This window comes from Enterococcus bulliens, from assembly GCF_053761865.1.
The window spans coordinates 38,107-63,060 of the sequence record NZ_JBSMXK010000016.1 but is presented as its reverse complement, the minus strand read 5'-3'; the positions used below and the strand labels follow the sequence as shown (position 1 = coordinate 63,060).

The following is a 24,954-nucleotide window of genomic DNA, read 5'->3' as shown; positions in this document are numbered from 1 at the left end:
CTAAAAACACGCATATCAAAACACTAAAACGAGTAAGTTACGGATTTAAATCCTTTGACAATATGAGAACGAGAATTTTTATGATGAATCAATTAATCGTCATAAAATAACAAAAAAATCAGAGGAAACAGATTTCTCTACTTCCTCTGATTTATAAAATTTCTCTTCATCAGTCCTTATTGACGAAGAGCCATTTTTATGTATAAAAAGGAATAATCTCTCACACAAACTAAATAAGCACCTACCGTTTGTCTACGATAGATGCTTTTAGTAAGAATAGTCGTTGTCCATTAGGAAAATTCTCTCCTATGCGATTTTTTCTAGTTCTTTTACTGCTTGTTCAATTGTCGTACCGGTAGCTACTTTGTTGTGATCTGTTGTCGAAAAAACGATAAATAGATTCAACTCAGTATCTAGTGTTACTTTGTACTCTAATTTTTTGTTTGTGAATGTCATATGGCATTCTCCTTTCTGTGTTGTATTGAAAGGCAACCATAACGTCTTCTATAACGAAATTCCACCTTTAGTATACACCTCATGTGAAAAAATTGTCAAATTAACTATAAGGATTCTTAAGCTTTTTTTCAGTAAGAATCAAGAAAGGATAGGCAAAGATGTGAAATTATGATAAAGTGAAGCGATGTGTCGCTGGAATTTAGAAACGAGGAATAAAATGGATAACAAAACAGCAAAAATGTTAGATCTAATCAAGCAAAAAAAACAACAAGGTGAAAAACCTGCTTCAAAAGATACACCTAAAAATGACCGTACGCGTATGCGCAAAGGGCCAAAAATCTATATTAAGTAAAAAAACCAGCAAATTTGCTGGTTTTTTTGTATGGTTGAACGTGTTTCTACTATTATAATAGCGAAATAAGTTAAACAAAGTAGTAAAGTAATGGTCTATATGTAAAAAATAACAATATTTTATTGAATTAATTTTTACATATTTGTAATATAAGAACAAATTTTCGTATTTTTGATCTGGATTTAAGAAATTCTCAAAAATTTTTTGGTTTTATTGTTAAGATAAGATTACATAAAAAATATTACAAACCTTGATAAATTAGGATTTTGTATTTAAAAAAATAAAATATCGCCTGTTTTTTTCGAAATCGCCTTTTTTGAAATATTTCGTTACATGGTTGTCACCAAAAGGGACTTAGAAGTTGTTATTATAGTCCTTGTCGATGAGTTACTTAGAAGTTTTCGAAATTAAAGGAGATATTTACACATATGAAATTTTTTAAATCACTAGCATTAAGTACAGTAGCATTAGTTGGATTTGTCGCTTACACTGGTACAGCAAATGCTGACGAAATCAACTATATAATCCAACCAAATGATACATTATCAGAACTATCATTAAAATACTTCGGTTCTGCTAATTACGTAAATAAAATTGCTGAAGATAACAATATCGCAGATCCTGGTATGATCTACGTTGGTGAAACTTTAGTAATCAACACTAATGGTGAAGTTGCAACTGCAGCACCTGTACAACAAGCGCCAGTACAACAAGAAGCAGTAGTAGAACAAGCACCAGTACAACAAGAAACAACTCAAGAAGCAGTGGTAGAACAAGCTGCTCCAGCAACAACTTATACTTCATCAGCTTCAGGTAGCGAATCTGCAGCAAAAGAATGGATCGCACAAAAAGAATCAAGCGGTTCTTACACTGCAACTAATGGTCAGTACTATGGTCGTTACCAATTAACAAACACTTACCTAAACGGTGACTACTCAGTAGAAAACCAAGAACGTGTAGCAGATTCATATGTACAAAGCCGTTATGGTTCATGGTCAGCTGCTCAAGCTTTCTGGATGGCTAATGGTTGGTACTAAGATTTAACAGACTTTTAAGGCACTTTCCTTTGTGGAAGTGTCTTTTTTTAAACGGCTTTTTTGAATGTTTCTTAAGTTATTAGTATAATAGAGATGTTTGTGAGCAAGTAGAGATAGGAGCATATACATGAAAGAAAATTTTTGGGCAGATCTACCGAAGCCTTTTTTTATTTTAGCACCAATGGAGGATGTGACTGACGTCGTCTTTCGTCATGTTGTGAAAGAAGCGGGCGCACCAGATGTCTTTTTTACCGAATTTACGAATTCAGATAGTTACTGTCATCCAGATGGTAAAGATAGCGTCCGTGGTCGCTTAGTGTTTACGGAAGACGAGCAACCCGTTGTTGCGCATATTTGGGGCGATAAACCTGAATTTTTCCGCGAAATGAGTATCGGAATGGCAGAAATGGGTTTTAAGGGCCTTGATATCAATATGGGATGTCCAGTACCGAATGTGGCCGAAAGGGGAAAAGGTAGTGGATTGATCAGACGACCAGCTACGGCGGCAGAATTGATTGAAGCCGCAAAAGCAGGTGGAATTCCAGTCAGTGTTAAAACGCGGATTGGTTTTGAACAGATTGATGAGTTAGAAGGGTGGATCACACATCTATTAGAACAAGATATCGTGAATCTATCTGTTCATTTGCGTACGCGTAAGGAAATGAGTAAATACCCAGCGCATTGGGATATGATCCCTAAAATCGTCGAATTGCGAGATAAAATCGCACCACAAACCTTGATTACGATCAATGGTGACATTCCAGACCGTAAAACTGGTTTAGAATTAGTTGAAAAATACGGTGTCGATGGCGTCATGATCGGTCGAGGAATCTTTAAAAATCCATTCGCTTTTGAAAAAGAACCCAAAGAACATTCGTCAAAAGAATTACTAGACCTATTAAAATTACAGCTAGATCTACAAGATAAATACTCAGAGCTTGTACCACGTTCGATCGTAGGTCTACATCGCTTCTTTAAAATCTATGTCAAAGGATTCCCTGGAGCCAATGATTTACGAGTAAAATTGATGAATACAAAATCAACGGATGAAGTTCGAACGATTTTAGCTGAATTTGAAGGATAAATAAAAAAACACTAGTCAGTAGGCTAGTGTTTTTTTATTCTAATTAGATTACGTTCATTATTGTTATTTTTTTGTTATACTTTTTTTAAAATAAAGAAAAAGGAGTGAAGGGGTATGGATAAAGCAAAACATCAAGAGCGCCAATTAGTGCGTTCGGAATCTTTACATAAGCATATTTCAGGCAATCTTAACTTTGACTGGCCTGATCTAGCGATTTTATTTTGTGCGGTAGTTATCGCAAGCGTAGGGTTGGCTGAAGAAAACTCTCCGATCATTGTCGGTTCGATGCTAATTTCACCGTTGATGAGTCCGTTATTAGGAGTCGGTTATGGAATTACTCGGCGGGAATTTACCATGATCAAACAAGGGGCGTTATTACTAGGTTTACAGTTGATGATTAGTCTAGTTGCATCTACCGGTTATTTTCTTGTTATGCAAAATGCGACTGTTAATGAAGCGATCCTAAGTCGTACGAGTATCACAGTTGGTGTCGCGATCGTGGCCTTTTTTGGTGGTTTAGCGGCCATTATTGGTTCAGCTAAAAAAGATTCTGGTAATATTTTACCAGGTGTTGCGATTGCTGCTTCACTCATGCCACCACTTGCAACGGTAGGGTTTGGATTAGCCAATGCTTCTTGGGATATTGCTCTATATGCAGGAGAATTATTCTTTTTGAATGTTGGCATGATTATTTTAGGTGCTGCTCTTGGGACCTTGCCGATCGTTAATCGGCAACGAGCAGAAAAACGTAATGATAATCATAAGTGGAAAAGTAAAGGAAAATAAGGGAATGTGATAAAAGTCTATCACATTTTCTAAAAATCGAATAAACGGTGTTCCAGAAGGAGTTCCTTTAAGAAATAAGCCGCATCATTATCGAAATAGATGAATCTATTATCGGGATGATGCGGCTTATTTCTTAGGATTATCCACTTCAGTCACCGTCTCTTTTAATATTCACGGTAAAAGGCACGTGTTTTTTGTGTGCTAACTTCTTTAAAACCAGTTGCTTCATAAAAGCGTTGCGTTTTGGTACTATCATCAGTCAATAACATCTTTTGTCGAACATGAGGATAATCAGCTACTAGCTGTTCTAATAATCGTTTACCATGTCCACGACGTTGATAATCAGGATGGACTAATAGGTCTTGAATATACAAAATCGTCTCACCATCGCCAACTGCTCGAATGAGGGCGATTAGTTTCGTGTGGTCCCATAATGTATGGACAACAAGTGATTGTTCGATGGCGTGTTTTAATGTGTCTGGTTCAGTCGTGTAGGCATACCAACCAACTGAATTGTAAAGATCTAACAACTCGGTCAAGGGAATCTGTTTTGTTGTTTTCTTTTCCATAGTAATCTTCCTTTCGTGGATCTGTCTTCTACTTTTAGAATATGCTATTCTAGAAGAAAAAGAAAGTAGGTCGAAGATGTTTACAACTCAAAATAGCGGCAAGCTCGTTACTGTTCGTCCATTAAAACATTCGGATTATAATAATTGGTTGGACTCATTTTTACAACGTCGACCTTCCCAACATCAGTATGATGAAGGGGCGATCGATATGAATGAGTGTACACCAGAATGGTTTGATGCACTTGTTTTACGCCAACAAAGTTTAGCGGCACAAGATGATACTTATGTTTTTGGAATTTTTCGTCAATCGGATGGAAAACACCTCGGCGCGATCGACTTTACGACCTTACTACGTGAAGAATTCCAATGGGCTAGAGTAGGCTATACGATCCATAATCAATATTGGCAAAAAGGTTATGGCAAAGAAGCGATGCAGCTAGCTCTAGCTATTGGACAAAAAGAATTGGGTTATCATCGCATTGAAGCACATATTAACTTAGATAATCTTGCTTCACAAAAATTAGCGGAATCGATTGGGATAGAGTATGAAGGGGTACGTAAAGGATTTATCTTTGAAAATGGTGAGTGGGTGGATCATGTGATCTATACTGCAGTGAAGTAGGAAAGAGGACTCAATATGGAAAAAATTATCTCAGTCGTAGGTGCGATTTTAATCGAAGATGGAAAGATTTTAATTGCGCAGCGTGGACCAGGTCGAGCGCTAGCAAATTTATGGGAGTTTCCAGGTGGAAAAATCGAAAAACATGAAACAGCAAGAGAAGCATTGGTTCGCGAGCTAAACGAAGAATTAAACATTACCGTTCAAGTCGAAGAAGACTTATTTGATCACACACGCTATGTCTATGATTTTGGTATCGTTGAACTGACGACATATCGCTGTCAGTTAGTAAAAGGCATACCAAGATTGACAGAGCATGTTGCTATAAAATGGGTCGAGCCTCATGAATTAGATCCTGACGTGTTTGCTCCGGCTGATATTCCAGCAGTTGAAAAATTGAAAGTGCAAGGAGTCTGATCAATGGCGACATTAGAAGAAGGACTACAAAAGGGATTTATCGACCGCCAGATAGCGACCAGTCGTTATGTTCCTAAAATGATCATCAACCAACCAGAAAACAAAGAATTTTTAGCAACAGTTTTGCAAGAAGAGTTAAGTCAATGTGAGACATTTGACTTTTCGGTTGCGTTTATTACGCAAAGTGGGCTAAATGCTTTGAAAGTCCAGTTGGCTGATCTTCATCGACGAGGAAAGAAAGGACGATTGTTAACGTCGACTTATCTAGCATTCAATGCACCAGAGATCTTTTATGCCTTGTTGCGCATCCCTAATTTAGATGTGCGCATTTCAAAAACACCAGGATTTCATGCGAAAGGTTATTTATTCAAGCGCGAAGAATACACCTCATTTGTGATCGGTAGTTCAAATTTGACGTTACAAGCTTTGAAGCAAAATTATGAGTGGAATGTGTTATTGACATCGAAAGAAAATGGCGAGATCTTACATCAACTTATCGCACACTTTAATGACGAATGGCAAAAAGCACAAGCTTTAACAACAGAATGGATTTTGGATTATCAAAAAAGTTATCAACAAGAATCTTTTAAAAAGGTCAAAGATTTAGAAATAATTGACCCAAATGAAAAATATATCGTACCAAACCGAATGCAAAAAGCTGCTTTGGAGAATCTGGTCCAATTACGAGAGACTGGTGCAAGAAAAGGTCTGGTCATCTCTGCAACTGGAACGGGAAAAACCTATCTAGCTGCGTTTGATGTGATGCAAGCAAAACCTAAAAAAATGTTATTTGTTGTCCATCGAGAACAGATTTTACGTGCAGCAAAAGCTTCTTTTAAAAAAGTAATCGGCGGGTCTGATCAAGATTTCGGAGTATTTTCTGGAAATCAGCGTGAATTGGAAGCTAAATATGTATTTGCTACGATCCAAACATTGTCAAAACCTGAACATTTAGCCTTATTTCAAGCCCAAGATTTTGATTATATTTTAGTCGATGAAGTGCATAAAGCAGGAGCAGATTCCTATTTACGCTTATTCGATTACTTTGAACCTCAGTTTTTACTTGGGATGACTGCAACACCAGAGCGTACGGATAATTTTAATATTTTTGAATTATTTGATTATAACGTAGCGTATGAGATTCGCTTACAAGATGCTTTAGCAGAGGATCTACTGTGTCCTTTTCATTATTTTGGTGTGACCGATTTTGAGATCGATGGAGAAATTTTTGATGAAACAACTTCTTTAGATCGACTAACACTAGATGATCGGTGCCATTTTTTACTAGAAAAATTGGCGTATTATGGTTGTGATGATTTAATTCCAAGAGGATTGGTCTTTTGTCGTTCACGTGAAGAAGCACGGATCCTAAGTGAAAAATTCACAAAATTAGGACATCCTTCCAGCTACTTGACCGGGAGTCATACGATCAAAGAACGGGAATATGAGATCGAGCGACTTGAAAAAAACGACCTAGAATATATTTTTACAGTCGATATCTTCAATGAAGGGATCGATATCCCGAAAATCAATCAAGTCATCATGCTACGTGCCACACAGTCGAATATTATTTTCATACAACAACTTGGTCGAGGATTGCGTAAAGATCCATCGAAAGAATTTGTGACAGTGATCGATTTTATTGGGAATTACCAAAATAACTATATGATCCCTATGGCCTTATCAGGAGATGTGAGTCGCGTCAAAGAGCGATTACGCAAAGATACAGTTGAAACAAATTACTTAACTGGTCTTTCGATGATCAACTTCGAAGAGATTGCTAAACATCGTGTATTTGATGCTATTGACCGTGCTAAATTAGATAGTATGAAAGAACTTCGAGAATTGTATTTCCAAGTAAAACAACGCGTAAATCGGATCCCGACTTTACTAGATCTCGAAAAAAGTGGAATTATCGATCCTTTAGTGATTACCGATAAATATAAAAACTATCCGCAATTTTTATTGAAACTCAAAGCAATCGAGCTGGATTTTCCGGAAACGATGCTAGGTTATTTTACTTTTTTCTCACAAGAATTGCTATCTGGAAAACGAAAGCAAGAATTATTGCTATTAAAAAAATTGTTATTTAAAGAAAAAATAAGTTTCAAAGAATTGAATCTTTTATTTGAACACTTTAATTTAAGTACAGCATCCTTTACGATACGATCTGTCATTGATACACTAACGACTGATTTCTATCGTGGAGGTGTCAAACAGACCTATCAAGCGTATGCTTTTATCAAAATCAAAGATCAACAAGTCCAATTAAGCGAAGCGTTCCAACAAGCACTAGGCAATCTACAATTTAAACAGTTTTTTGTAGATGCTCTTGAAACGGCAATCCATAAAGCGGCTCGATATGATCAAGAACCCTTTACATTACACGAAAGCTATCGTCGGCGCGATGCCTTACGTTTACTTGGTTTTAAGGAACAAATGGTCGATCAAAATATCGGTGGGTATACGTATGATCGCGAGCGTAAACAGTTTGTAATCTTTGTAACGTTAAATAAAGGGGAAGCTTTTTCGGGTGCACAGATGGCTTACGAGGATCAATTATTAGATGTAGAAACGATGCACTGGTTCACAAAAGCCCCACGTAAACTCACCTCGCCAGAAGTGAAGATCATGTTGGAAGAAGAAGGGTGGAGCTATCATTTATTCGTAAAAAAATCAGATGATGAAGGTACGAATTTTTATGCTTTAGGACAAGTTATACCAATCAAAGAAACCATCGAGCAAGAAGAAAAACCAACAAATCAAGGAACAAATAAATCTGTCGTTCAGATGAATCTGAAACTTAAGGATCCATTACCGTATGATCTATTTCGTTATTTTACGACATAAAAAAAGGAGATGTGATAAAAGTCTATCATATCCTCTAAAAATTGAATAAATGGTGTTCCAAAAGTAGCGCTTTTAAAAATAAGCCGTACTATTACCGAAATAGAAGAGTCTATTATCGGAATGGTGCGGCTTATTTTTTAGAGCTGCCCACTTCTGTCACAACCTCTTTTTTTGTAACCAATTTTTTGCTTCTTCGACTTCAGCATAGGTCAACTGATGTGAATGGGTCCATAAAGCAGTCACCGTAGCTCTGCGATTTTCTAATAGCTCTAGCACATGTTCACTTTCTTTAACTGGAACGATTGGATCATGTGTGCCTAGGGTTACAAAGAAGGTAGATTGCGATAGTTCTTGATCTGCAATCTGTTTTACAGGATACATCGGGTGAAATAAGATTCCTTTTTTAAACCGATTGGATTGGTCGATTAAAAGCTTTAAGGCAATATTCGCTCCATTTGAGTAGCCAACAAAGACTAATTTTTGTAGATCGAGTTGATTTTCTTCAAAAAAAGTGACTAAAAAATCAGCTAATTTTTCACCTTGTTCGTGCAAATCTTTTTCGTCATATACACCCTCAGCTAAGCGTTTAAAAAAGCGTGGCGCTCCATTTTCTAAGACATTGCCCCGAATACTTAAAATACTAGCATTAGGATCTAAAGCTTCGTGTAAGGGAAGTAAAGAAAACTCATCGCCACCAGTACCATGTAATAAAACGAGGACGGGTGCATCTGTTTTTCCTTTACGAAATTGATAATGAAACATAGTAGACCTCCTTAGTTTAGTGGACGGGCGATCGTAGTGATCTCACCGATTGTGGCATAATCGTTACCTGCAAGGCGACTGACTGCCGCTAATTTTCGTGGATCGATCTTGCCTTCTTCATAGATCGTGTCCTCGATTTGAAAAGCTTCGATCTTAAGTAAAAGTAGATCAGCAGTTACTTGTTCTTGATCAAAAATCGGAACGTGTTGGTAAAGACTTGTTTCAAAGCGAACTTTTGCTTGCTTTAGTCCGGGCGTTTTGATCAGCGTCGAGTCTACTAGATCAAAAGGGGCACGGGTGAGTTCACTGGTATCTGGAGCAAGTGGTGCGGCTGTTTCATTGGCTAACGTGACATTGTCTTCATCTAAAATATGCACTACGGCTTCTTTACTCTCAAGTATATTACTCGCGGTATCTTTTAGTTGGCCATTTGCACGTTGGACCGAAACGGAGATTACTGTCGGATTGGTACTCACGATCGAAAAATAACTAAACGGTGCGATGTTGACTACGCCATTTTCAGTGAGGGTACTGATCACAGCCACCGGTCTAGGAATGATCGAACCGATCAATAACTTGTAAATCTCACGATCCGTTAATTCTTTTGGTGTTAAAGTAAGCATATACTCAGTCCTTTACGTAAATTTAGGTAAGTGTAGCATAATTTCGTCACGTTGGTGTTCATATTGTTTCGGTAATTTTAACTGGCTACCCAAAGTTTTGGCAGATTCATCGACTGTAAAGCCTGGTCCAGCTGTTGCGATTTCAAAAACGACACCTCCTGGTTCAACAAAGTAGATCGCTTTGAAATAATCGCGGTCTTTTTGTTCCGTAACGGCATAGCCTTTGCTCATTAACTCGTGTTGCCAAGCTAGTTGTGTTGCTTCATCTTCTGCATAAAATGCGATGTGGTGAACCGTTCCGACTCCAAAACGCCCATGGGGAAGTGGCGTGTGAGGAACGATCAATTCATGTCCTTCTACACCAGCTAAAGTGTAACGAGTCATATCATTTGTTTCATGCATTGTCTTAATGCCTAGTGTCTGCAAGGTCGTGTGTGTTTTTAGCGGATCTTCTGACAGTAACACGGCACCATGGAAAGACATGATCGCAGGTGTCTCACGTCTTTCGTTACTTTCGACAAGTGCTAATGCCAAGCCGTGACGATCGGAAAATTCGAGTGTTGGTCGCGCGAAAAGGTTTGTTTCCGTCACGTCTAATCTTCGGGCAGCTAGAGTAGCTTTCCAGTGATCGAGACTACCTTTTGGAATACGAAAGGCGATTCGGCCAACTTGTCCGCTGCCGACTCTTCCTGTATGCCGATTGGGCCAGTTAAAGAAGGTCATTACTAAACCATCATCAAGTGAGTCGGTTCCAAAATATAGATGATACGTAGTAGGATAGTCAAAATTTACTGTTTTTTTGATCAAACGTAACCTCAAGACATTACGGTAAAAGTCTGCAGTCGTTTGTGGATCACCGACGATCGCTGAAATGTGATGGATCTTTTGAATTGCTTGCATCATGTTTCCTCCTTATTTTGGGGTAGAGTCAAATGGACGGATCGATTGTTCGATTTGAGTACGACGGCTTTCTAAAAATGGTGCAAGAGATAGTCGTTCACCCAGTGTTTCATAAGGTTCGTCACCCATAAATCCAGGTTCATCCGTAGCCAACTCGACTAAGATCGCACCGATTCTGACATATAGTGATTCAAAATAATAACGATCGACATAGCTCGAATGATGTAAGCCTAGTTGATCAAAGGCATCTTGCCAGACAGCTAAAGAATCACGATGGACTAAACGAAAGGCTACATGGTGAACTTGGCCATCACCTTGACGTGCGGGTTGACTTGTAGCATCATCGACTAAAATGATTTCTGCACCATTACCACCTTCACCGACTGTGTATAATGTACGATTCGCTATCGTTTGAACTTCTTTAAAGCCAAAAACCGTTTTGAAGATCGAGGCATAAGCTTCAAATTGTGAGATCGTCATTTCGACAGGTCCTAAACCATAGATTGCAAATTCTTGAGGTACCGGTCCTTTTTTCCAAGGAGTTCCAGCAGCAACACCTTGATTGTGTTCATCTGAGATCAATTGATAAGCTTGATCATCAAAATCATAAAAGCGTAGCACTTTTTTGCCAAAATCAGTCGTGATCGCATCGTGTTTGACATCATGTTTGGTAAAACGATCAGCATAATAATCTAAAGCGGCGTCAGAAGGGACTCTAAAGCTTGTACGTGTAATGGCATCTGTTCCGGCGCTTCCTTTTTGACTATTTGGAAAATCAAAGAACGTCATCGTAGTTCCGGGTGTTCCATGATCATCTGCAAAGTAAGTGTGATAGGTGTAGATATCATCTTGATTGACTGTTTTTTTAACTAAGCGCATCCCTAAGATTTGCGTGAAAAATTCATAATTACGTACGACATCACTAGTCATAGCGGTTACGTGGTGGATTCCTAATAATTGATCTTGTTTATTCATTTGGGTTCCTCTTTTCAGTTTAATTTTTTTAGTAGTGATTGAAGTTGTTTCATTTCATCTATCGATAGGGTGTCAAATTTTTTCGTGATCGTCTGTGCGTGTTTTGGAAAGATCTCTTGCATCAATTCCTCACCAGATGCGCTCAAACACAATTCGATAACCCGTTTATCTGTTGGATTTTTTTCACGTAGTACATAACCTTTTTTGACGAGTTGATCAATGACATAAGTTGTACTGCTACTAGCAATCAAAATTTTTTCTTTTACTGCTTGTGTGGTATGGCGTCCTTTGTGATAAAGAAGTTCCATTACCGAAAATTCTGTGATATTCAATCCATAAGCGAGGACATCTTTTTTTGCAAGTTGTTCAAGTTTTGTACTTGTTCGAAGCAAGCGGATATATAAGGGTAAGGCATAGCGTTCTTTATCCATAAGCAACTCCTTTTTAAATTTATTTCGAATTCGAGATAAATATAACTTATTTTTTGTAAGTTGTATAGGAATATGCTCAGCAACAGATAAAGAAATTAAATAACGAAAGTATTGATTTTTTTTGATGCGAATCTTTTTGGGAAAATTTTGACTCATGGTACGATAGTTTTATCAAATGATAAGTTAGAGGGGGAAATGGGGATGAAAACATCCGCAACGGGAAGTAAGATTTTAGTTACAGTGTTGTATCTCATTATGGTCGGTTCGAATGCATTATCGGTACTATTACCGATCAATAATGTATCGATGCAAGAAGTATCTGATTACTATTTTAATTTATTTGCACCAGCTGGGATCACGTTTTCGATTTGGTCGGTGATCTATACACTATTGTTATTATTTGTAATCTATCAATGGATTCCACCGAAACCAAAAAGTATCATGGCAGATCCGAAAGTCGCCGGTCAAGTTCGTTTCATTTTTATTTTAACTTCGATTTGCAACAGTATTTGGATCGTGATTTGGCAATATTTCCATGTAGGACTTTCGGTACTTATCATGATCGTGTTATTGCTTAGCTTGATCTACATCAGTGTGGTATTAGCAAAAGCACAAAAAACCAAAGCCGATTACTGGTTGGTACGCTTGCCATTTAGTGTGTACTTTGGCTGGACGACGATCGCTGCGATCGCGAACATTATTTCGTTCTTCGTCGACAAAAAATGGTCATTTATCAATGATCATCAAGTTGGTTGGACGCTGTTGATTCTGATCGTAGGTTTAGTGATTATTGTCTTTACGACTTTATTTAATTTAGATATTGCCTATGCGTTAACGACGATTTGGGCGTATGCTGGAATCTTGATCAAGCATCAAGCCAAAGACGGCTTTGATGAAAAATATCCATCGATTATGACGACAGTGGTCGTTTGTCTAGTAGTGATTGCTATTACTGCCGTTATTGCGGCATTTCGACTAAGAGCGCGCACGTCGCGTAGTGGATCATTTTTAGAACGATAGAAAAAGGGGTGTGACAAACTTTTGTCACACCCTGTTTTTTATTTAAGTGTAGTTAACTCTTTTTTGTAGCTAAACCAAATGAATAGATAAAGTACTGCAGTTAGTGCTGTGATCGTGATTGGATTGTTGATCAAGATACCAATAAAGATCAAGAACAAGACGATGATCGCAAAGGCTTGGAATGAGATCGCACCAATTTTCTTTTGTTGGATTGCCAACATGAATGCGGCGATCGTGATCAATAACCAAGTGAACAATACTGTATAAGAGATCGATCCAACAAGATAGTTGAATAATTTATCTCCAACAAAGTAAGAAAGGATCACACCCATATATAATGTTCCGGTACAAAATAAAACGGCATTACGTGGAACACGGTGATGATTCAGCTTAGTTAATTTGTTAGCAAAACCACCACGATTTTGTAAACGGAAGTAAAGCGTACGTGATGATGCGTAGACACCAGAGTTGATCGATGAAAACAATGCCAAGACGATGACGAAGTTAATGAAGTCTGCTGCAAATGGGAAATTCATTTTCTCAAAAATCATCACAAATGGGCTTGTTGTACTACTTGCCAAAGTATCCCAAGGGTAGATGATCAAAAGTAAGAACAACGGAATGATATAAAATGAAATGATTCGTCCCATCACACCTTTGATTGCTTTTGGGATCGCTTCTTTAGGATTTTCTGCTTCACTTACAGTAATCGCGATCAATTCAGAACCACCATATGAGTAAATCACGACAAGTAGGGAGCTGATCAAGCCTTTTAATCCGTGTGGTGCAAAGCCACCATGTGCGTTCATATGTTGCACTGTTGGGAATAAGCCTTCAGCGATCGCCATTTTACCGACTAAAAAGACTCCGAAGATGATCAATAAGATGATCACTGAGATCTTCGCAAAAGCTAACCAATATTCTGTTTCAGCAAACAAGCGCACAGAGTAAAGATTGATCACCGTTGTCAAGATCGCAAGGAGTAAGACGAAGAGCCACTGCGGGATATTTGGGAACCACAATTGTAAGAAGCTCGCCGCAGCAACACCTTCTGCGATGATATTGATCATCCAAAGCGACCAATAGATCCAATCGATAAAGTCAGCTGTATGACTACCTAAAATCGGACGAATCAATCCTGATAGACCGTGTACATTGTCATTATGTAAGACTAGTCGTCCAAGACCCCTCATGACGATGAACAGTACGATCCCTCCAAGCAAGAATGCTAATAAGACAGATGGTCCAGCGATTCCGATCGCTTCACCACTTCCCTTAAATAATCCAGCACCGATTGCGCCACCAAGGGCAAGCATCGTAATGTGTCTGGAGGTCATTTGTTTTTGTAACTTATTTTCCATAAAACACCACTTTCTGTTAAACTGACTAAATATGAGAGTTCTTTTTCTTCATTTGGAATTAAACACAAAATATTCTGAAAATAATAACGAAATAAAAATGGCAGAATATTTATTTTGATGAGAAAACCACAATGAAATCATGAGAAATGCTCCGTTTACTAGTGTATCGTAACCAACTGTTATTTAAAAGAAAAGTTTGAGAATAATTTGAAAAATTAAAGGAGTCCTCTACAAAATGGCAAACGAACAAAATGAAACGATGAAAAAAATCAATGCTTTTCGTGATGCTAGAAACTGGCGTCCGGCTCATAATGAAAAAGATCTTGCGTTATCGATCAGCTTAGAAGCTGCTGAACTCTTAGAAATCTATCAATGGAAAAGTGCTAAAGAAGGCAATCAAGACTATGAGCATCTAAAAGAAGAAATCGCAGATGTATTAATCTATAGCTATATATTAGCAGACAATTTGGGGATGGATATCGAGGAGATCATTGCTGAAAAATTAGTCAAAAACGCTAAAAAATATCCTGTACCGACCGAAAATTAGGTGAAACTTGAAGAAATAAATGAAACTTGCTATACTTTAACAAAATAAGACTAAAGTGAGGGATCATCGATTGAAAAATTAAGCCACTGATGAAAGTTGCAGCAAAGCCAGATAAAGGGTGGAGTCTGCAGATTTTCAAGTGAAGCTTGATTTTTCTAATCGAGGGTCTTTTTGTGTTCCCTGTTTTACGCTTTACTTGAAAAGCGCTTCTGGTTTGCTCGTATTTGAACGAGAGAATAGGAGTCTAAATGTCTTCAATTGAATTAAAACAACTAAGTTTTGGCTTTGATCTTCAACAAGAACGATTATTTGATCAGGTGGATCTAGTGATCGATACGAGTTGGAAGTTAGGGTTGATTGGTCGTAATGGTCGTGGCAAAACAACACTGTTGAATTTGTTGTTAGGAAAATACGCGTATCAAGGTGTAATTCAATCGACCAAAGAATTTGTCTATTTCCCACAAACAGTAGTTGATTCGACACAGTTGACTCAATATGTCATTGAAGAATTGATGACAGGTGAGTTTTGGCAAGTCAAACGTGAATTGACGTTACTGGGGATTACACCAGATATCTTATGGCGACCATTTTCCAGTCTTTCTGGTGGCGAACAGACAAAAGTCTTACTTGCTTTACTATTTAGCGAAGAGATACATTTTCCATTGATCGATGAACCGACGAATCATTTGGATAAACAAGCACGCATTCAAGTCGCAAGTTATTTGAAACAGAAAAAACAAGGATTTTTACTAGTGAGCCATGATCGAGGATTTGTCGATGAAGTCGTCGATCATATCGTATCGATCGAGCGTCATCAATTGGTACTCTATCAAGGGAACTTTAGCGTATACGAACAAGAAAAAGCCAATCGGGATGCCTATGAACAAGCGCAAAACGAAAAACTCAAAAAAGAGATCCACCGATTACAAGAAACCGCAGCTCAAAAAGCACAGTGGGCCGGAAATCGAGAGAAGGATAAGACGAAAACTAAAAGAGGCTTTATTGATAGCGAAGATCGACGCGTCAATAAAGGAGCAGTTGGAGCCGATGCGGCGCGAACGATGAAACGTGCTAAGGCGATTATCAAACGTGTTGAAAGTCAGGCTGCTCAAAAAGCGACACTCCTAAAAGAAATCGAGATGGTCGATCAATTGATTATGCATCCAAAACTCACGCACCATGATACGCTGATCGAATGTACGAATCTTCAATTAAGCTACGATGGTATCCCATTGTTTCAACCTGTGTCCTTTTCGATTAAAAAAGGGGAACGACTTGCGATCATTGGACGCAATGGATCAGGGAAATCATCTTTACTGGCTGCGATTTTAGGAATATTTACTGGTGAAATTGCCGGGGAGATCAAAATCGCTCATGGAATACAATGGAGTTTGATCCGCCAGCTCTATGAGGATAATCAGGGATCACTAGAAGCGTTCGCTGAGCAAGAAAAAATCGCGTATCAAGATTTATTGCATAATTTGCGTAAATTAGGTGTGGAACGTGAAACGTTCTTACAAGCAATCGAAACGATGAGCATGGGACAACGTAAACGAGTCGAAGTCGCTCGCTCACTGACTCAAGAAGCCGAAATCTTTATTTGGGATGAGCCTTTAAATTACTTGGATGTCTTTAATCATAGTCAGATCGAAGAAATCATCTTGCGCACGCAACCGACGATGCTTTTGATCGAACATGATCAACGATTTATTGAAACGATTGCGACAGGTATCCTTGATCTAGATCAATCACGTGACTAGATTGTTATTGGACGAATCAAGTAATCTTCTTTACAATAGAAAGAAATTGTAAAAAAAGGTGGGGCAGACGATGTTTGGTGTAGATGCAGGAGTAGTATTAGAATGGCTCGTATTTTTACTGAATTTATTTTCGATCTTGATTTTATTAGTGGGAATCGTGCTCGTCGTAAAAGGAATCTTTTTCACGCAACCAGTCCAGAAAAACTATGCACTAAGAAACAATCGCAATGCTGAAGTACGCAAGATTTTAGCGAGTTATATCTTATTAAGTTTAGAAGTATTGGTCGTGGCCGATATCGTCGAATCGATCTTAAAGCCAACTTGGTTAGATATTTTAAAATTGGCCTTAACCGTCATCATCCGGACCGTCATTTCGTATTTCTTAAATCAAGAAATTGAAGAAAAAGCGCAAGCAGAACACGAGGTGAGCCAATGAGCGCAGAATGTATCGAACAAATCTTATCGTATTTTGAGTACATCGTAAAAACCTTAGAACTATTTGCGATCGTCTGGCTGCTTTGGGGTGTGTTGCTTTCAGCAAAAGATTTCTTTTTGTTTACTTTTGAAAAAGTACCGGTCAAAGACATGCGCATCGAAAAAAATAATGCCATCAAAAAAATGCTCGGCGGCTATATTTTATTAAGTCTAGAGATCTTGATCGCAGGTGGGATCATCGAATCGATTATCAAACCAACACTTCAAGATATCTTTCAACTTGCCGCACTCGTCGTGATCCGAACGATTATTTCCTATTTCCTAAATAAAGAGATCGGACCAGTGGATGTCAAAAAATAATCAATCAAAAAACTGCTATTTGCTCAAGCGAATAGCAGTTTTTTGTATTAAAAATCGAAAAGAATGGTTGCATTGGCTATAGTGTTAAATTAATGATATTTCTATTATATTGAAATAACTAATATTTGTTATTTTAATATAATGATTTAAAAGATTTAAATGCTTATTCAAAGGTTTTTAATTTAAATTATTAGGTAAAAATATATGTAAAATGTTATTTTTATAAAGGGAGAAGTGGGATGAAGAAACGAATCAATATGAACTCTCTACTCATTGTATTCATTACTATAGCCATGAGTAGTCCGATCATAGCTTATGCTCAAGATACACTATCAATGGAAACAATTAGTGTATCAGAAAAAGGGAGTATAGAACTAACAACATCTTCTAGCACACAGACGACTGCGACAGAATCGTGAAAAGAAGCTATAACTACTGAAAATGTGACAACAGAAACAACGACTACTGAAACCACAATAAGTGAAACTATCAAAGAATCAGAAACAAAAACCAAAGAGAGTGCAAATCTAGCTGTAGGTGAAATAAACACTCGCAGCAGTTTCAATGGTATTTCGACAACACTAGTTGGTGAAGGAATTGAAGCCAGTCCGTTTCAACTTTCTAAATTTGAAGACTTACAGGAATTGGGAAGATTAACGGAAGAACTGACTAGTGACTTAACTAAAAAAGAACAAATAGAAGTAGTACCAACTGTATATGCAAGATTAGTAAATGATATTATTTTCAATTCTACTGAAAAGGAGAATCAAACCAAAAATTTATACAACAATGTGGTTATAGATGGAAGTAAAGAAACTAATAAACCATTTGATTTTACTTCAATTAATGTTAACAACCCGAGCAATCTGAACTATTATACGATAGCGTTTAGTAATGATTTTAGTGGTTACACTTACTATGGGGGATGTTTGCTATTGTTCAGAAGTATGTCAATGTTACTATTAAAAATTTGAATATAGGCAGCAAAGATAATCCATATAATAGTTATTACGGTGGTGTGATTGGTTTAAATGGAGATCTTAGTTCAACAAACTATACTGGAGTTACTGCAAATATAGAAAATATGTTTTACTATGCTGAAAGAGGAGGACAACCTTTTTATACATACAAATCTGATAGTACAGAATTTAACTTTTCTGGAATGAATTCTTTCATCGTGCCGACTGGAGAATCGGGATATAAAAACCAAGAATTTATGGAATCGAAAAATTCTACTCTCAATTTTAAAAAAGATAGTCAAACGAAAATTATTAATAAAAGCTATAATGAGAGTAATAAGATTAATCCAGCGATTAATTCTTCACTTATAAGTAAACTTAGGTAAACTTACTAATAACTCTAGTTCTCGAAATTATATTTATAAAGTTAATGTGACTACTACAGGAAAAGAACCTAATAAGAATCCAGAAATAATTACACCTAACGCCTCGGTAGATACAAGTAATTTAAAAAACTATAAGAATATATTATTTGAACCAGCTGTCACAATTGATGGAGTCTCAGCAAGATCCGAAGCTGATGATAGTGTAAGTAAAATTAATAGTAACCTCACAGGAGTATATAGTGCTTTATCAAGTTCGGATTATACGTATAATGCTGAGTACTTCATAACAAAAAACACAACTATTTTAGATGATGCAACAGTTACGAAAAATTATAATGATGCTGGACCTGTAGAGACAAATCCTGAAAAAAATTCTATTCCAGTTTCAGCAACTCACAATGGTGGTAGTGTGTATAAAATTGCTTCATCATCCACTACTGCTAGTGACTTAGAATTAGCATCTTTAAATCAACTTCTAACTGGAGATTGTATAGTATATGGCCGCTTAGCTATTATTCCGACTACAAGTAATACAACAGGAACTACATTTTATACTCCTTGGCAACACAGTTCGGTGAATGTTCCACTGTATCAATCATTAACTTTTGTAAATCAAATTACTTTAAAGCCTTACTGTTTGGTCAAACGGGTAGTTGGGGTGAAATTCCAGTTACAAATAATAGCAATGGAGCAATGAATGTTATCCCTAACTCTATTCAGTCAAACGACAGTGAAGTAGAAATCGTTGATGCTCTAGCAAAAGGTGATGTGGATAATAAAAAATTGGTTTTAAATATTTATTCTTCACAAAATTTTCCTTCTGTTAATCTGTGTGGGAATTTACCCGGATCAGTAGTTGCAAAACTTCAACCTTACTGGGTTTCAGATAAAAGTAATTCAACGACATTGGAGTTTGTTGGGACATACAGTGGTCCAAAAATTACAAAAAAACCAGCGAATCTAGATTATACATTACAACTTGGGTTTGACTTTACAAGTGGTAACTAAGAAAGGTGTTGAGTAGATGCAGACAGATCAGAATGTAGAAGAAAAAAGAAAAAGAAACGTCTACTGTTGCTTTTATTATTACTATTACTATTGATCGTTGGTGGATTCTTTGTTTATAAAGTCTATTTTGATAAACAACAAGAAGTGGCAACGGTCGTAGCAGGGGATTTTTTACCAGACGGAAAAGATGCATCTAAAATGACATATGCTGAAATCAAAAAATATGCTCAAGATGCAGTAGATAAAAGTAATTTTAATATGCGAATCGTCTCTGAAGCTCATTTTGATAAAGAGACAATGAAAGAGAGTTTAGCGATCCAAAATCCTCCACAAAACTCCCAGCCTGTTAACGTGGTGGTGACTTTAGATAATGATAAGTCAAAAGTATATGAATCAGGCGCCATTCAACCTGGTGAAGAAATCAAAGAGGCAACGTTGACTCAGAAATTGAATTCAGGATCTTATCCAGCCACTGCGACTTTTAATATCTATAATCCAGATACGAAGAAGAAGCAAGGGCAAGTCCAAGCGTTATTAACTTTAATAGTTGATAAATAAATGGTTTCAAAAAAATAAAATACAAAGGGGATATAGATCATGAAGAAAACATTATTAGGTTTATTGTTATCAACAAGTTTATTGGCAGCCGGAGCAGTTAGCGTATCAGCGGATGAAACGACAGTTATGGGAGAAACAGCTGAAAACATTACAGTTAATGGTACTTTAGGGGCAGATGATACTGATCCGGGTACTGAAGTAGATCCTGGAGATCCTTTCTGGATTAATGTGACGTTTAACAATGCTAATACATTTTACAATGCCTCTGGATCTACAGCTGTGCGATCTCTTGATTATACTGTAACAAATAATTCTGGTAGAGGCGTAGATGTTTCATATGGTTCATTTATAAAAGCTAGCGGTGATGATGTTACTCGATTAAACTTAAGTTTAGTACCAAGTTCAGGAGAAACAATTAAATTGTTAGGGAGCTCTCCTACTAATCAAGATACTAAAATTACAACTCTAGGTACTGGTAATACTTTAGTAGATGGTACTAAAACACCTGTAACAGATGGAAGTAATGTGCTTACTTATAAATATGATGGTACACTTGATTCAGCATCTTCTGCTGTTTTAAAGCCTGTTTATAACCTTGTACTTAGATTTAAAGCAAATTAATAATATTCTCAGTACCTAAAGAAGGGATGTCATGGATGGCCAAATTGATGTGAAAGGTATTTTGGGGCAGGAAGAAACGGAAGAGTCACAAAATCCGGTGCAGCCAGGAGATGGGAGTACAACGAAACCATCAACTACACAGACGTATTATGAGGTGTTGCCAAGTACCAATGAATACTTGAGCTTTTATCTTTTTGGTTTAGGAGTGACGATCTGCCTGACCGTACTAGTGTTACATCGCTTAAAGAAACTCTCCAAACTATTAAAATCTACAAATCGACGATAGTTGACGCAAAGTTTTATGGCGGAAACTCATTGTTCATAAAGCGAAGAGAGGTAGAGAACCGGGATCTTTTACAAAAGGTCTCGGTTTTTTTAATGTTTAAAGAACAATAGCTAGAAAGTTATGTAAAACATCAGGCAGATAACATAACACTCATAATAATAGTAACATGTAGTTGACTAGACACCTAGACCATAAATTTCACGTTTTGTGAACAAAAATGGGAAAACCTATTCATATGAGGAAATGTAGAGTTATTGCTGATTCAATTGATTATCAATTTCTACATATTATATAACTTAAGCTATCATTTATGTAAGACATTCGTTCGTTCGTTTCCACACAAAATCAGCTATAATAAAGAAGTACAAAAGAAGATGGGGCACTTTGAACTTTGGTCGTCAGGGAGCGATCATCACTATCAAATGAACATAATTAGGAGGAAATGAACATGAGTGACTACAATTCAATCAACAATCCGATTTTTGGTTCAATCCAAGCAAATGAAAATGTGATCTTAAAGAAATTAAGAAAAGAGCCGGTCAGTCCGACATTAGCCTATCGTTTGATCAAGGATCAATTGATCGATGAAGGAAATGCTAGACAAAACTTGGCAACATTTTGCCAAACGTATATGGAACCTGAAGCTCAAAAATTGATGTCTGAAACATTTGAAAAAAATGCGATCGATAAATCCGAATATCCCAATACAGCTGCGATCGAAGAATCATGTGTACAGATTATCGGTGATCTGTGGCATGCACCGGATTCTAAAAAATTGATCGGGACATCTACTGTTGGATCAAGTGAAGCGTGTATGCTTGGTGGGATGGCGATGAAGTTCAAATGGCGTAATGAAGCACAAACTCGAGGTGTCGATATCCAAAAACAAAAACCAAATTTGGTGATTTCATCTGGTTATCAAGTTTGTTGGGAAAAATTCTGTGTCTATTGGGATGTAGAGATGCGTACCGTACCGATGGATGCCAACCATATGAGTATCGATGTCGATAAAGTCATGGATTATGTCGATGACTATACGATCGGGATCGTGGGGATCTTAGGGATCACCTATACTGGTAAATACGATGATATCAAAGCGTTAAATGACAAAGTCGAAGCGTTCAATCAAGAAACGGGTCGCGAGTTAGGCATCCATGTCGATGGTGCGAGCGGTGCGATGTTTGCGCCATTTGTTTTTCCCGATTTAGAGTGGGATTTTAGATTGAAAAATGTCGTGTCGATCAATACATCTGGTCACAAATACGGTCTAGTTTATCCAGGTGTTGGTTGGATTTTGTGGCGCGAGCGTCATTTCTTACCTGAAGAATTGATTTTTAATGTGAGTTATCTTGGTGGCGAGATGCCCACGATGGCAATAAATTTTTCTCGTAGTGCTAGTCAGATTTTAGGACAGTATTATAATTTTTATCGTTTTGGTTTTGATGGTTATCGTGCGATCCATCTGCGTACGCAAAAAGTTGCGATGAAGATTGCAGCGGCGATCGAGGCATTTGATATTTTTGAATTATATAATGACGGTGAAAATTTACCGATCGTCTGTTATCGTCTAAAACCTGATGCAAATGTGAATTGGAACCTTTATGATCTAGCCGATCGTTTGCAAATGAAAGGCTGGCAAGTACCCGCTTATCCACTGCCGGAAGATTTAGAAAATGTGGAGATCCAACGGTTTGTCTGTCGTGGTGATTTTGGGATGAATATGGCCAATGCATTGATCGAAGATATCAAGACTGCAGTAGCCGAACTAGATAAAGCGAATGTATCGATGCATGCTGACGAAGGCCCTCATGTTCATGGCTTTACTCATTAAGGAGTGAGTGAAGATGAACGAAGGACAACAAAGTAAAATGTCACGTTTTGCTTTTTTCTCAATGACGGCTTCTTTATTTATCACGGTATATGAGTACCCGACGTTTGCTGCGTCGGGGAAATCCTTGATCTTCTTTTTACTGCTTTGCGGGATCACATGGTTTTTACCAGTAGCTTTATGTGCTGCAGAACTGGCGACGATCAAAGGGTATCAAGAAGGTGGGATCTATAGCTGGGTCGGAAAACCTTTGGGAGAAAAATTTGGCTTTGCAGCTTTATTTTTTCAATGGTTTCAGATCACCGTCGGCTTTGTAACAATGATTTATTTTATCGTAGGGACGTTAGCATACGTCTTAAATATTCCAGAGATGAATAGCAATCCATTGTTTAAGTTTTTAGCAGTCGTTCTTATTTTTTGGGTACTCACATTAGTCCAATTCAAAGGAACTGAGATGACAGCGCGTCTAGCAAAATATGGTTTTTCGATCGGGATCGTTTTACCGGTATTGATTTTGACTATATTTACCATTTTTTACTTTATGAAGGGACATACATTGTCTTCGAATTTTACGAAAGTACCTTTTTTCCCTACTACAAAAGATATCGGTGCTTTGACGTCATTTGTTTTAGCTTATATGGGTGTCGAAGCTTCAGCACCACATTTTTCATCGCTAGAAAATCCACAAAAAAACTATCCTAAACTATTGATTTTACTTGTTCTTGTGGGAATCGTAATGAGTACATTAGGTGGCAGTATCGTATCCATGGTACTAACAGGAACCATCTCATCAAATCAAGGAGTGGTGGATACGGCGACGCTATTGTTTTCGCCAGGACATTTAAGTTGGGGCGTTCGTTTGATTGGCTTTTTGATCTCATTTGGGATCTTTGCCCAAGTCAGTTCTTGGATCGTCAGTCCAACAGAAGGCTTGCAATTTGCGGCGACGAAAGGTTTATTACCTAAAGGATTAGCACAAAAAAATCAGCATCAAGTTCCCGTTAAGATCTTGGTGATCCAAGCGATCATCGTAACGATCTGGGCTGCTTTATTAACATTTGGTTCTGGTGGTTCAGGTGGGATCGCCTTTCAAGCAGCGATTTCAATGACTGTTTTGATTTATCTAAGCGCCTATATTTTGTTCTTTATCGCCTACTTTGTCGTTTTGCATAAACATCAAGATCTACCACGCGAATATCAAATTCCTGGAGGGAAATTGGTGAAAATTATCGTAGCTGGATTTGGCTTATTGATTTCATTCAGCGCAGTCATTACTGCATTTATTGTCCCTACGGCGATTGCTAAAAGTGACAGCCATTCTTATCTATTGTTATTGGTGGTTTGCTTTATAGTGACGTTGGCACTACCTTTTGTGTTTTATCGTTTCTATTCCATAAAACATATTCAAAAACAAAAGAGGCTGTGACATAAGTCTTTAATGAATACATGGTAAAAAGGTTCTACAAAAATTCATTTGGAATTTTTGTAGAACCTTTTGATAGCGTAAAATATTTTGTGTAAATAGAAATTTAGGGTATAAAAAGAGAAAGTCCATTCTGTAAAATTAAAGTTATGACATCAAAATTTTATAGAAGGACTTTCTCATGACTAATTTTACTACAGAAATTATGCAAACACTACTCAATAAAGGGGATTAAGATGAATTATTTCGGGATCATTTATACATAATTCTTGACGCTACCAACCTTCATGGCCTAAAATAAATCGATTACATGTCGCAATCTGAAGATTGTAGATCTTCTTTAACGTGCATAAATGTTGCATCGATATCTGTCTTTGAATAACTACTATGAGATCTAAAAGTAGTGAGTTGAACTTGGTGATCAGCTAGTTTTACCTCTCGTTCACGGAATTTACGTATCTTGGATTTTAATGCTCGTCGTTCTTGTTTTTTAGGATTTGGAGATAATGCAGCTGACTCAGTAATTTATTGTTCTAAAGAT

At 37.3% G+C, this 24,954-nt stretch carries 31 protein-coding genes; 23 read left to right on the top strand and 8 right to left on the bottom strand.

Features of this window, described 5'->3' with window-relative positions; all coding sequences use genetic code 11:
- Positions 1-110, top strand: a 110-nt coding sequence (locus ACWOEC_RS09060) for a transposase (protein WP_455307589.1), incomplete at its 5' end; no start/stop codon positions are given.
- A 196-nt stretch (positions 111-306) separates the two neighbouring features.
- Here ACWOEC_RS09060 and ACWOEC_RS09055 read toward each other — a convergent pair.
- Entirely contained in the window at positions 307-456 is a 150-nt protein-coding gene (locus ACWOEC_RS09055) for a hypothetical protein (protein WP_016186605.1), read from the bottom strand.
- A 217-nt stretch (positions 457-673) separates the two neighbouring features.
- Here ACWOEC_RS09055 and ACWOEC_RS09050 point away from each other — a divergent pair, with 217 nt between their 5' ends.
- The 4 genes from ACWOEC_RS09050 to ACWOEC_RS09035 all read left to right on the top strand — a co-directional run bounded on the left by ACWOEC_RS09050 (position 674) and on the right by ACWOEC_RS09035 (position 3,715).
- On the top strand, positions 674-808 hold the full coding sequence (locus ACWOEC_RS09050) for a hypothetical protein (RefSeq protein ID WP_016186606.1): 135 nt from the start codon (positions 674-676) through the stop codon (positions 806-808).
- A 428-nt stretch (positions 809-1,236) separates the two neighbouring features.
- The gene (gene apf / locus ACWOEC_RS09045; protein ID WP_455307576.1) at positions 1,237-1,845 is read left to right on the top strand and encodes an aggregation-promoting factor; all 609 of its coding nucleotides are present in this window, start codon (positions 1,237-1,239) and stop codon (positions 1,843-1,845) included.
- Positions 1,846-1,972: 127 nt separating this feature from the next.
- Positions 1,973-2,929, top strand: a complete 957-nt coding sequence (locus ACWOEC_RS09040; protein WP_297075480.1) for a tRNA dihydrouridine synthase — start codon at positions 1,973-1,975, stop codon at positions 2,927-2,929.
- A 114-nt stretch (positions 2,930-3,043) separates the two neighbouring features.
- Positions 3,044-3,715 carry a DUF389 domain-containing protein gene (locus tag ACWOEC_RS09035; RefSeq protein WP_455307574.1) on the top strand — a complete coding sequence of 224 codons (672 nt, stop codon included), beginning with the start codon at positions 3,044-3,046 and terminating at the stop codon, positions 3,713-3,715.
- 164 nt (positions 3,716-3,879) lie between these two features.
- Here ACWOEC_RS09035 and ACWOEC_RS09030 read toward each other — a convergent pair whose 3' ends face one another.
- Positions 3,880-4,284, bottom strand: coding sequence for a GNAT family N-acetyltransferase (locus ACWOEC_RS09030; protein WP_455307572.1), 405 nt, complete (start codon positions 4,282-4,284; stop codon positions 3,880-3,882).
- 76 nt (positions 4,285-4,360) lie between these two features.
- Here ACWOEC_RS09030 and ACWOEC_RS09025 point away from each other — a divergent pair, with 76 nt between their 5' ends.
- The 3 genes from ACWOEC_RS09025 to ACWOEC_RS09015 are packed head-to-tail and all read left to right on the top strand — an operon-like array spanning position 4,361 to position 8,170.
- Entirely contained in the window at positions 4,361-4,906 is a 546-nt protein-coding gene (locus ACWOEC_RS09025; protein ID WP_455307569.1) for a GNAT family N-acetyltransferase, read from the top strand.
- A gap of 15 nt (positions 4,907-4,921) precedes the next feature.
- A complete protein-coding gene (locus tag ACWOEC_RS09020; RefSeq protein WP_455307567.1) occupies positions 4,922-5,320 on the top strand; it encodes a (deoxy)nucleoside triphosphate pyrophosphohydrolase in 399 nt (132 codons plus the stop codon).
- A gap of 3 nt (positions 5,321-5,323) precedes the next feature.
- The gene (locus ACWOEC_RS09015) at positions 5,324-8,170 is read left to right on the top strand and encodes a DEAD/DEAH box helicase (protein ID WP_455307565.1); all 2,847 of its coding nucleotides are present in this window, start codon (positions 5,324-5,326) and stop codon (positions 8,168-8,170) included.
- Positions 8,171-8,326: 156 nt separating this feature from the next.
- On the opposite strand, the gene ACWOEC_RS09010 is transcribed toward ACWOEC_RS09015, so the two are convergent.
- The 5 genes from ACWOEC_RS09010 to ACWOEC_RS08990 are packed head-to-tail and all read right to left on the bottom strand — an operon-like array spanning position 8,327 to position 11,861.
- Entirely contained in the window at positions 8,327-8,932 is a 606-nt protein-coding gene (locus ACWOEC_RS09010; protein WP_455307563.1) for an alpha/beta hydrolase, read from the bottom strand.
- Between the two features lie 11 nt (positions 8,933-8,943).
- Positions 8,944-9,555, bottom strand: a complete 612-nt coding sequence (locus ACWOEC_RS09005; RefSeq protein ID WP_455307561.1) for a flavin reductase family protein — start codon at positions 9,553-9,555, stop codon at positions 8,944-8,946.
- 12 nt (positions 9,556-9,567) lie between these two features.
- Positions 9,568-10,455 (bottom strand): VOC family protein, encoded by an 888-nt coding sequence (locus ACWOEC_RS09000; RefSeq protein WP_455307559.1) that lies wholly within the window; start codon positions 10,453-10,455, stop codon positions 9,568-9,570.
- Between the two features lie 12 nt (positions 10,456-10,467).
- Positions 10,468-11,430: a ring-cleaving dioxygenase gene (locus ACWOEC_RS08995; protein WP_455307557.1), complete on the bottom strand. Its 963-nt coding sequence runs from the start codon at positions 11,428-11,430 to the stop codon at positions 10,468-10,470.
- Positions 11,431-11,444: 14 nt separating this feature from the next.
- A complete protein-coding gene (locus ACWOEC_RS08990) occupies positions 11,445-11,861 on the bottom strand; it encodes a MarR family winged helix-turn-helix transcriptional regulator (protein ID WP_455307555.1) in 417 nt (138 codons plus the stop codon).
- A gap of 201 nt (positions 11,862-12,062) precedes the next feature.
- On the opposite strand from ACWOEC_RS08990, the gene ACWOEC_RS08985 reads away from it, so the two are divergent.
- Complete coding sequence (locus tag ACWOEC_RS08985) at positions 12,063-12,881, top strand: tryptophan-rich sensory protein (protein ID WP_455307553.1); 819 nt, start codon at positions 12,063-12,065, stop codon at positions 12,879-12,881.
- Positions 12,882-12,919: 38 nt separating this feature from the next.
- On the opposite strand, the gene ACWOEC_RS08980 is transcribed toward ACWOEC_RS08985, so the two are convergent.
- A complete protein-coding gene (locus ACWOEC_RS08980) occupies positions 12,920-14,242 on the bottom strand; it encodes an amino acid permease (protein WP_455307551.1) in 1,323 nt (440 codons plus the stop codon).
- Between the two features lie 235 nt (positions 14,243-14,477).
- Between ACWOEC_RS08980 and ACWOEC_RS08975 the strand changes: the two genes are divergently transcribed.
- From ACWOEC_RS08975 to ACWOEC_RS08910, 14 genes are all read left to right on the top strand, one after another.
- Positions 14,478-14,789, top strand: coding sequence for a nucleotide pyrophosphohydrolase (locus tag ACWOEC_RS08975; RefSeq protein WP_455307549.1), 312 nt, complete (start codon positions 14,478-14,480; stop codon positions 14,787-14,789).
- Positions 14,790-15,037: 248 nt separating this feature from the next.
- Entirely contained in the window at positions 15,038-16,549 is a 1,512-nt protein-coding gene (abc-f, locus tag ACWOEC_RS08970; protein WP_455307547.1) for a ribosomal protection-like ABC-F family protein, read from the top strand.
- A 70-nt stretch (positions 16,550-16,619) separates the two neighbouring features.
- Positions 16,620-16,985, top strand: coding sequence for a DUF1622 domain-containing protein (locus ACWOEC_RS08965; RefSeq protein WP_455307587.1), 366 nt, complete (start codon positions 16,620-16,622; stop codon positions 16,983-16,985).
- Complete coding sequence (locus ACWOEC_RS08960; protein WP_455307546.1) at positions 16,982-17,344, top strand: DUF1622 domain-containing protein; 363 nt, start codon at positions 16,982-16,984, stop codon at positions 17,342-17,344. The genes ACWOEC_RS08965 and ACWOEC_RS08960 overlap by 4 nt, the downstream gene beginning before the upstream one ends.
- 239 nt (positions 17,345-17,583) lie before the next feature.
- The gene (locus ACWOEC_RS08955) at positions 17,584-17,763 is read left to right on the top strand and encodes a hypothetical protein (protein WP_455307544.1); all 180 of its coding nucleotides are present in this window, start codon (positions 17,584-17,586) and stop codon (positions 17,761-17,763) included.
- A gap of 24 nt (positions 17,764-17,787) precedes the next feature.
- Positions 17,788-18,318, top strand: a complete 531-nt coding sequence (locus tag ACWOEC_RS08950) for a hypothetical protein (protein ID WP_455307542.1) — start codon at positions 17,788-17,790, stop codon at positions 18,316-18,318.
- A complete protein-coding gene (locus ACWOEC_RS08945) occupies positions 18,270-18,689 on the top strand; it encodes a hypothetical protein (protein ID WP_455307540.1) in 420 nt (139 codons plus the stop codon). Before ACWOEC_RS08950 ends, ACWOEC_RS08945 begins: the two co-directional genes overlap by 49 nt.
- 46 nt (positions 18,690-18,735) lie before the next feature.
- Positions 18,736-19,386: a hypothetical protein gene (locus ACWOEC_RS08940; RefSeq protein ID WP_455307538.1), complete on the top strand. Its 651-nt coding sequence runs from the start codon at positions 18,736-18,738 to the stop codon at positions 19,384-19,386.
- Positions 19,383-19,697, top strand: a complete 315-nt coding sequence (locus tag ACWOEC_RS08935; protein WP_455307536.1) for a hypothetical protein — start codon at positions 19,383-19,385, stop codon at positions 19,695-19,697. Before ACWOEC_RS08940 ends, ACWOEC_RS08935 begins: the two co-directional genes overlap by 4 nt.
- A gap of 66 nt (positions 19,698-19,763) precedes the next feature.
- Positions 19,764-20,255, top strand: a complete 492-nt coding sequence (locus ACWOEC_RS08930; RefSeq protein WP_455307534.1) for a hypothetical protein — start codon at positions 19,764-19,766, stop codon at positions 20,253-20,255.
- Positions 20,256-20,294: 39 nt separating this feature from the next.
- Positions 20,295-20,876: a hypothetical protein gene (locus tag ACWOEC_RS08925; RefSeq protein ID WP_455307533.1), complete on the top strand. Its 582-nt coding sequence runs from the start codon at positions 20,295-20,297 to the stop codon at positions 20,874-20,876.
- A 31-nt stretch (positions 20,877-20,907) separates the two neighbouring features.
- Positions 20,908-21,162 (top strand): hypothetical protein, encoded by a 255-nt coding sequence (locus tag ACWOEC_RS08920; RefSeq protein ID WP_455307531.1) that lies wholly within the window; start codon positions 20,908-20,910, stop codon positions 21,160-21,162.
- A gap of 448 nt (positions 21,163-21,610) precedes the next feature.
- Positions 21,611-22,993, top strand: a complete 1,383-nt coding sequence (locus ACWOEC_RS08915) for a glutamate decarboxylase (RefSeq protein ID WP_455307529.1) — start codon at positions 21,611-21,613, stop codon at positions 22,991-22,993.
- Positions 22,994-23,006: 13 nt separating this feature from the next.
- Complete coding sequence (locus tag ACWOEC_RS08910; RefSeq protein ID WP_455307527.1) at positions 23,007-24,416, top strand: amino acid permease; 1,410 nt, start codon at positions 23,007-23,009, stop codon at positions 24,414-24,416.
- Positions 24,417-24,954: the final 538 nt, after the last annotated feature.

Coding starts and splice junctions, on each gene's coding strand:
- ACWOEC_RS09055 (WP_016186605.1), bottom strand. CDS start 456: ATGACATTCACAAACAAAAAATTAGAGTACAAAGTAACACTAGATACT.
- ACWOEC_RS09050 (WP_016186606.1), top strand. CDS start 674: ATGGATAACAAAACAGCAAAAATGTTAGATCTAATCAAGCAAAAAAAA.
- apf (WP_455307576.1), top strand. CDS start 1,237: ATGAAATTTTTTAAATCACTAGCATTAAGTACAGTAGCATTAGTTGGA.
- ACWOEC_RS09040 (WP_297075480.1), top strand. CDS start 1,973: ATGAAAGAAAATTTTTGGGCAGATCTACCGAAGCCTTTTTTTATTTTA.
- ACWOEC_RS09035 (WP_455307574.1), top strand. CDS start 3,044: ATGGATAAAGCAAAACATCAAGAGCGCCAATTAGTGCGTTCGGAATCT.
- ACWOEC_RS09030 (WP_455307572.1), bottom strand. CDS start 4,284: ATGGAAAAGAAAACAACAAAACAGATTCCCTTGACCGAGTTGTTAGAT.
- ACWOEC_RS09025 (WP_455307569.1), top strand. CDS start 4,361: ATGTTTACAACTCAAAATAGCGGCAAGCTCGTTACTGTTCGTCCATTA.
- ACWOEC_RS09020 (WP_455307567.1), top strand. CDS start 4,922: ATGGAAAAAATTATCTCAGTCGTAGGTGCGATTTTAATCGAAGATGGA.
- ACWOEC_RS09015 (WP_455307565.1), top strand. CDS start 5,324: ATGGCGACATTAGAAGAAGGACTACAAAAGGGATTTATCGACCGCCAG.
- ACWOEC_RS09010 (WP_455307563.1), bottom strand. CDS start 8,932: ATGTTTCATTATCAATTTCGTAAAGGAAAAACAGATGCACCCGTCCTC.
- ACWOEC_RS09005 (WP_455307561.1), bottom strand. CDS start 9,555: ATGCTTACTTTAACACCAAAAGAATTAACGGATCGTGAGATTTACAAG.
- ACWOEC_RS09000 (WP_455307559.1), bottom strand. CDS start 10,455: ATGCAAGCAATTCAAAAGATCCATCACATTTCAGCGATCGTCGGTGAT.
- ACWOEC_RS08995 (WP_455307557.1), bottom strand. CDS start 11,430: ATGAATAAACAAGATCAATTATTAGGAATCCACCACGTAACCGCTATG.
- ACWOEC_RS08990 (WP_455307555.1), bottom strand. CDS start 11,861: ATGGATAAAGAACGCTATGCCTTACCCTTATATATCCGCTTGCTTCGA.
- ACWOEC_RS08985 (WP_455307553.1), top strand. CDS start 12,063: ATGAAAACATCCGCAACGGGAAGTAAGATTTTAGTTACAGTGTTGTAT.
- ACWOEC_RS08980 (WP_455307551.1), bottom strand. CDS start 14,242: ATGGAAAATAAGTTACAAAAACAAATGACCTCCAGACACATTACGATG.
- ACWOEC_RS08975 (WP_455307549.1), top strand. CDS start 14,478: ATGGCAAACGAACAAAATGAAACGATGAAAAAAATCAATGCTTTTCGT.
- abc-f (WP_455307547.1), top strand. CDS start 15,038: ATGTCTTCAATTGAATTAAAACAACTAAGTTTTGGCTTTGATCTTCAA.
- ACWOEC_RS08965 (WP_455307587.1), top strand. CDS start 16,620: ATGTTTGGTGTAGATGCAGGAGTAGTATTAGAATGGCTCGTATTTTTA.
- ACWOEC_RS08960 (WP_455307546.1), top strand. CDS start 16,982: ATGAGCGCAGAATGTATCGAACAAATCTTATCGTATTTTGAGTACATC.
- ACWOEC_RS08955 (WP_455307544.1), top strand. CDS start 17,584: ATGAAGAAACGAATCAATATGAACTCTCTACTCATTGTATTCATTACT.
- ACWOEC_RS08945 (WP_455307540.1), top strand. CDS start 18,270: ATGTTTGCTATTGTTCAGAAGTATGTCAATGTTACTATTAAAAATTTG.
- ACWOEC_RS08935 (WP_455307536.1), top strand. CDS start 19,383: ATGAATGTTATCCCTAACTCTATTCAGTCAAACGACAGTGAAGTAGAA.
- ACWOEC_RS08925 (WP_455307533.1), top strand. CDS start 20,295: ATGAAGAAAACATTATTAGGTTTATTGTTATCAACAAGTTTATTGGCA.
- ACWOEC_RS08920 (WP_455307531.1), top strand. CDS start 20,908: ATGGATGGCCAAATTGATGTGAAAGGTATTTTGGGGCAGGAAGAAACG.
- ACWOEC_RS08915 (WP_455307529.1), top strand. CDS start 21,611: ATGAGTGACTACAATTCAATCAACAATCCGATTTTTGGTTCAATCCAA.
- ACWOEC_RS08910 (WP_455307527.1), top strand. CDS start 23,007: ATGAACGAAGGACAACAAAGTAAAATGTCACGTTTTGCTTTTTTCTCA.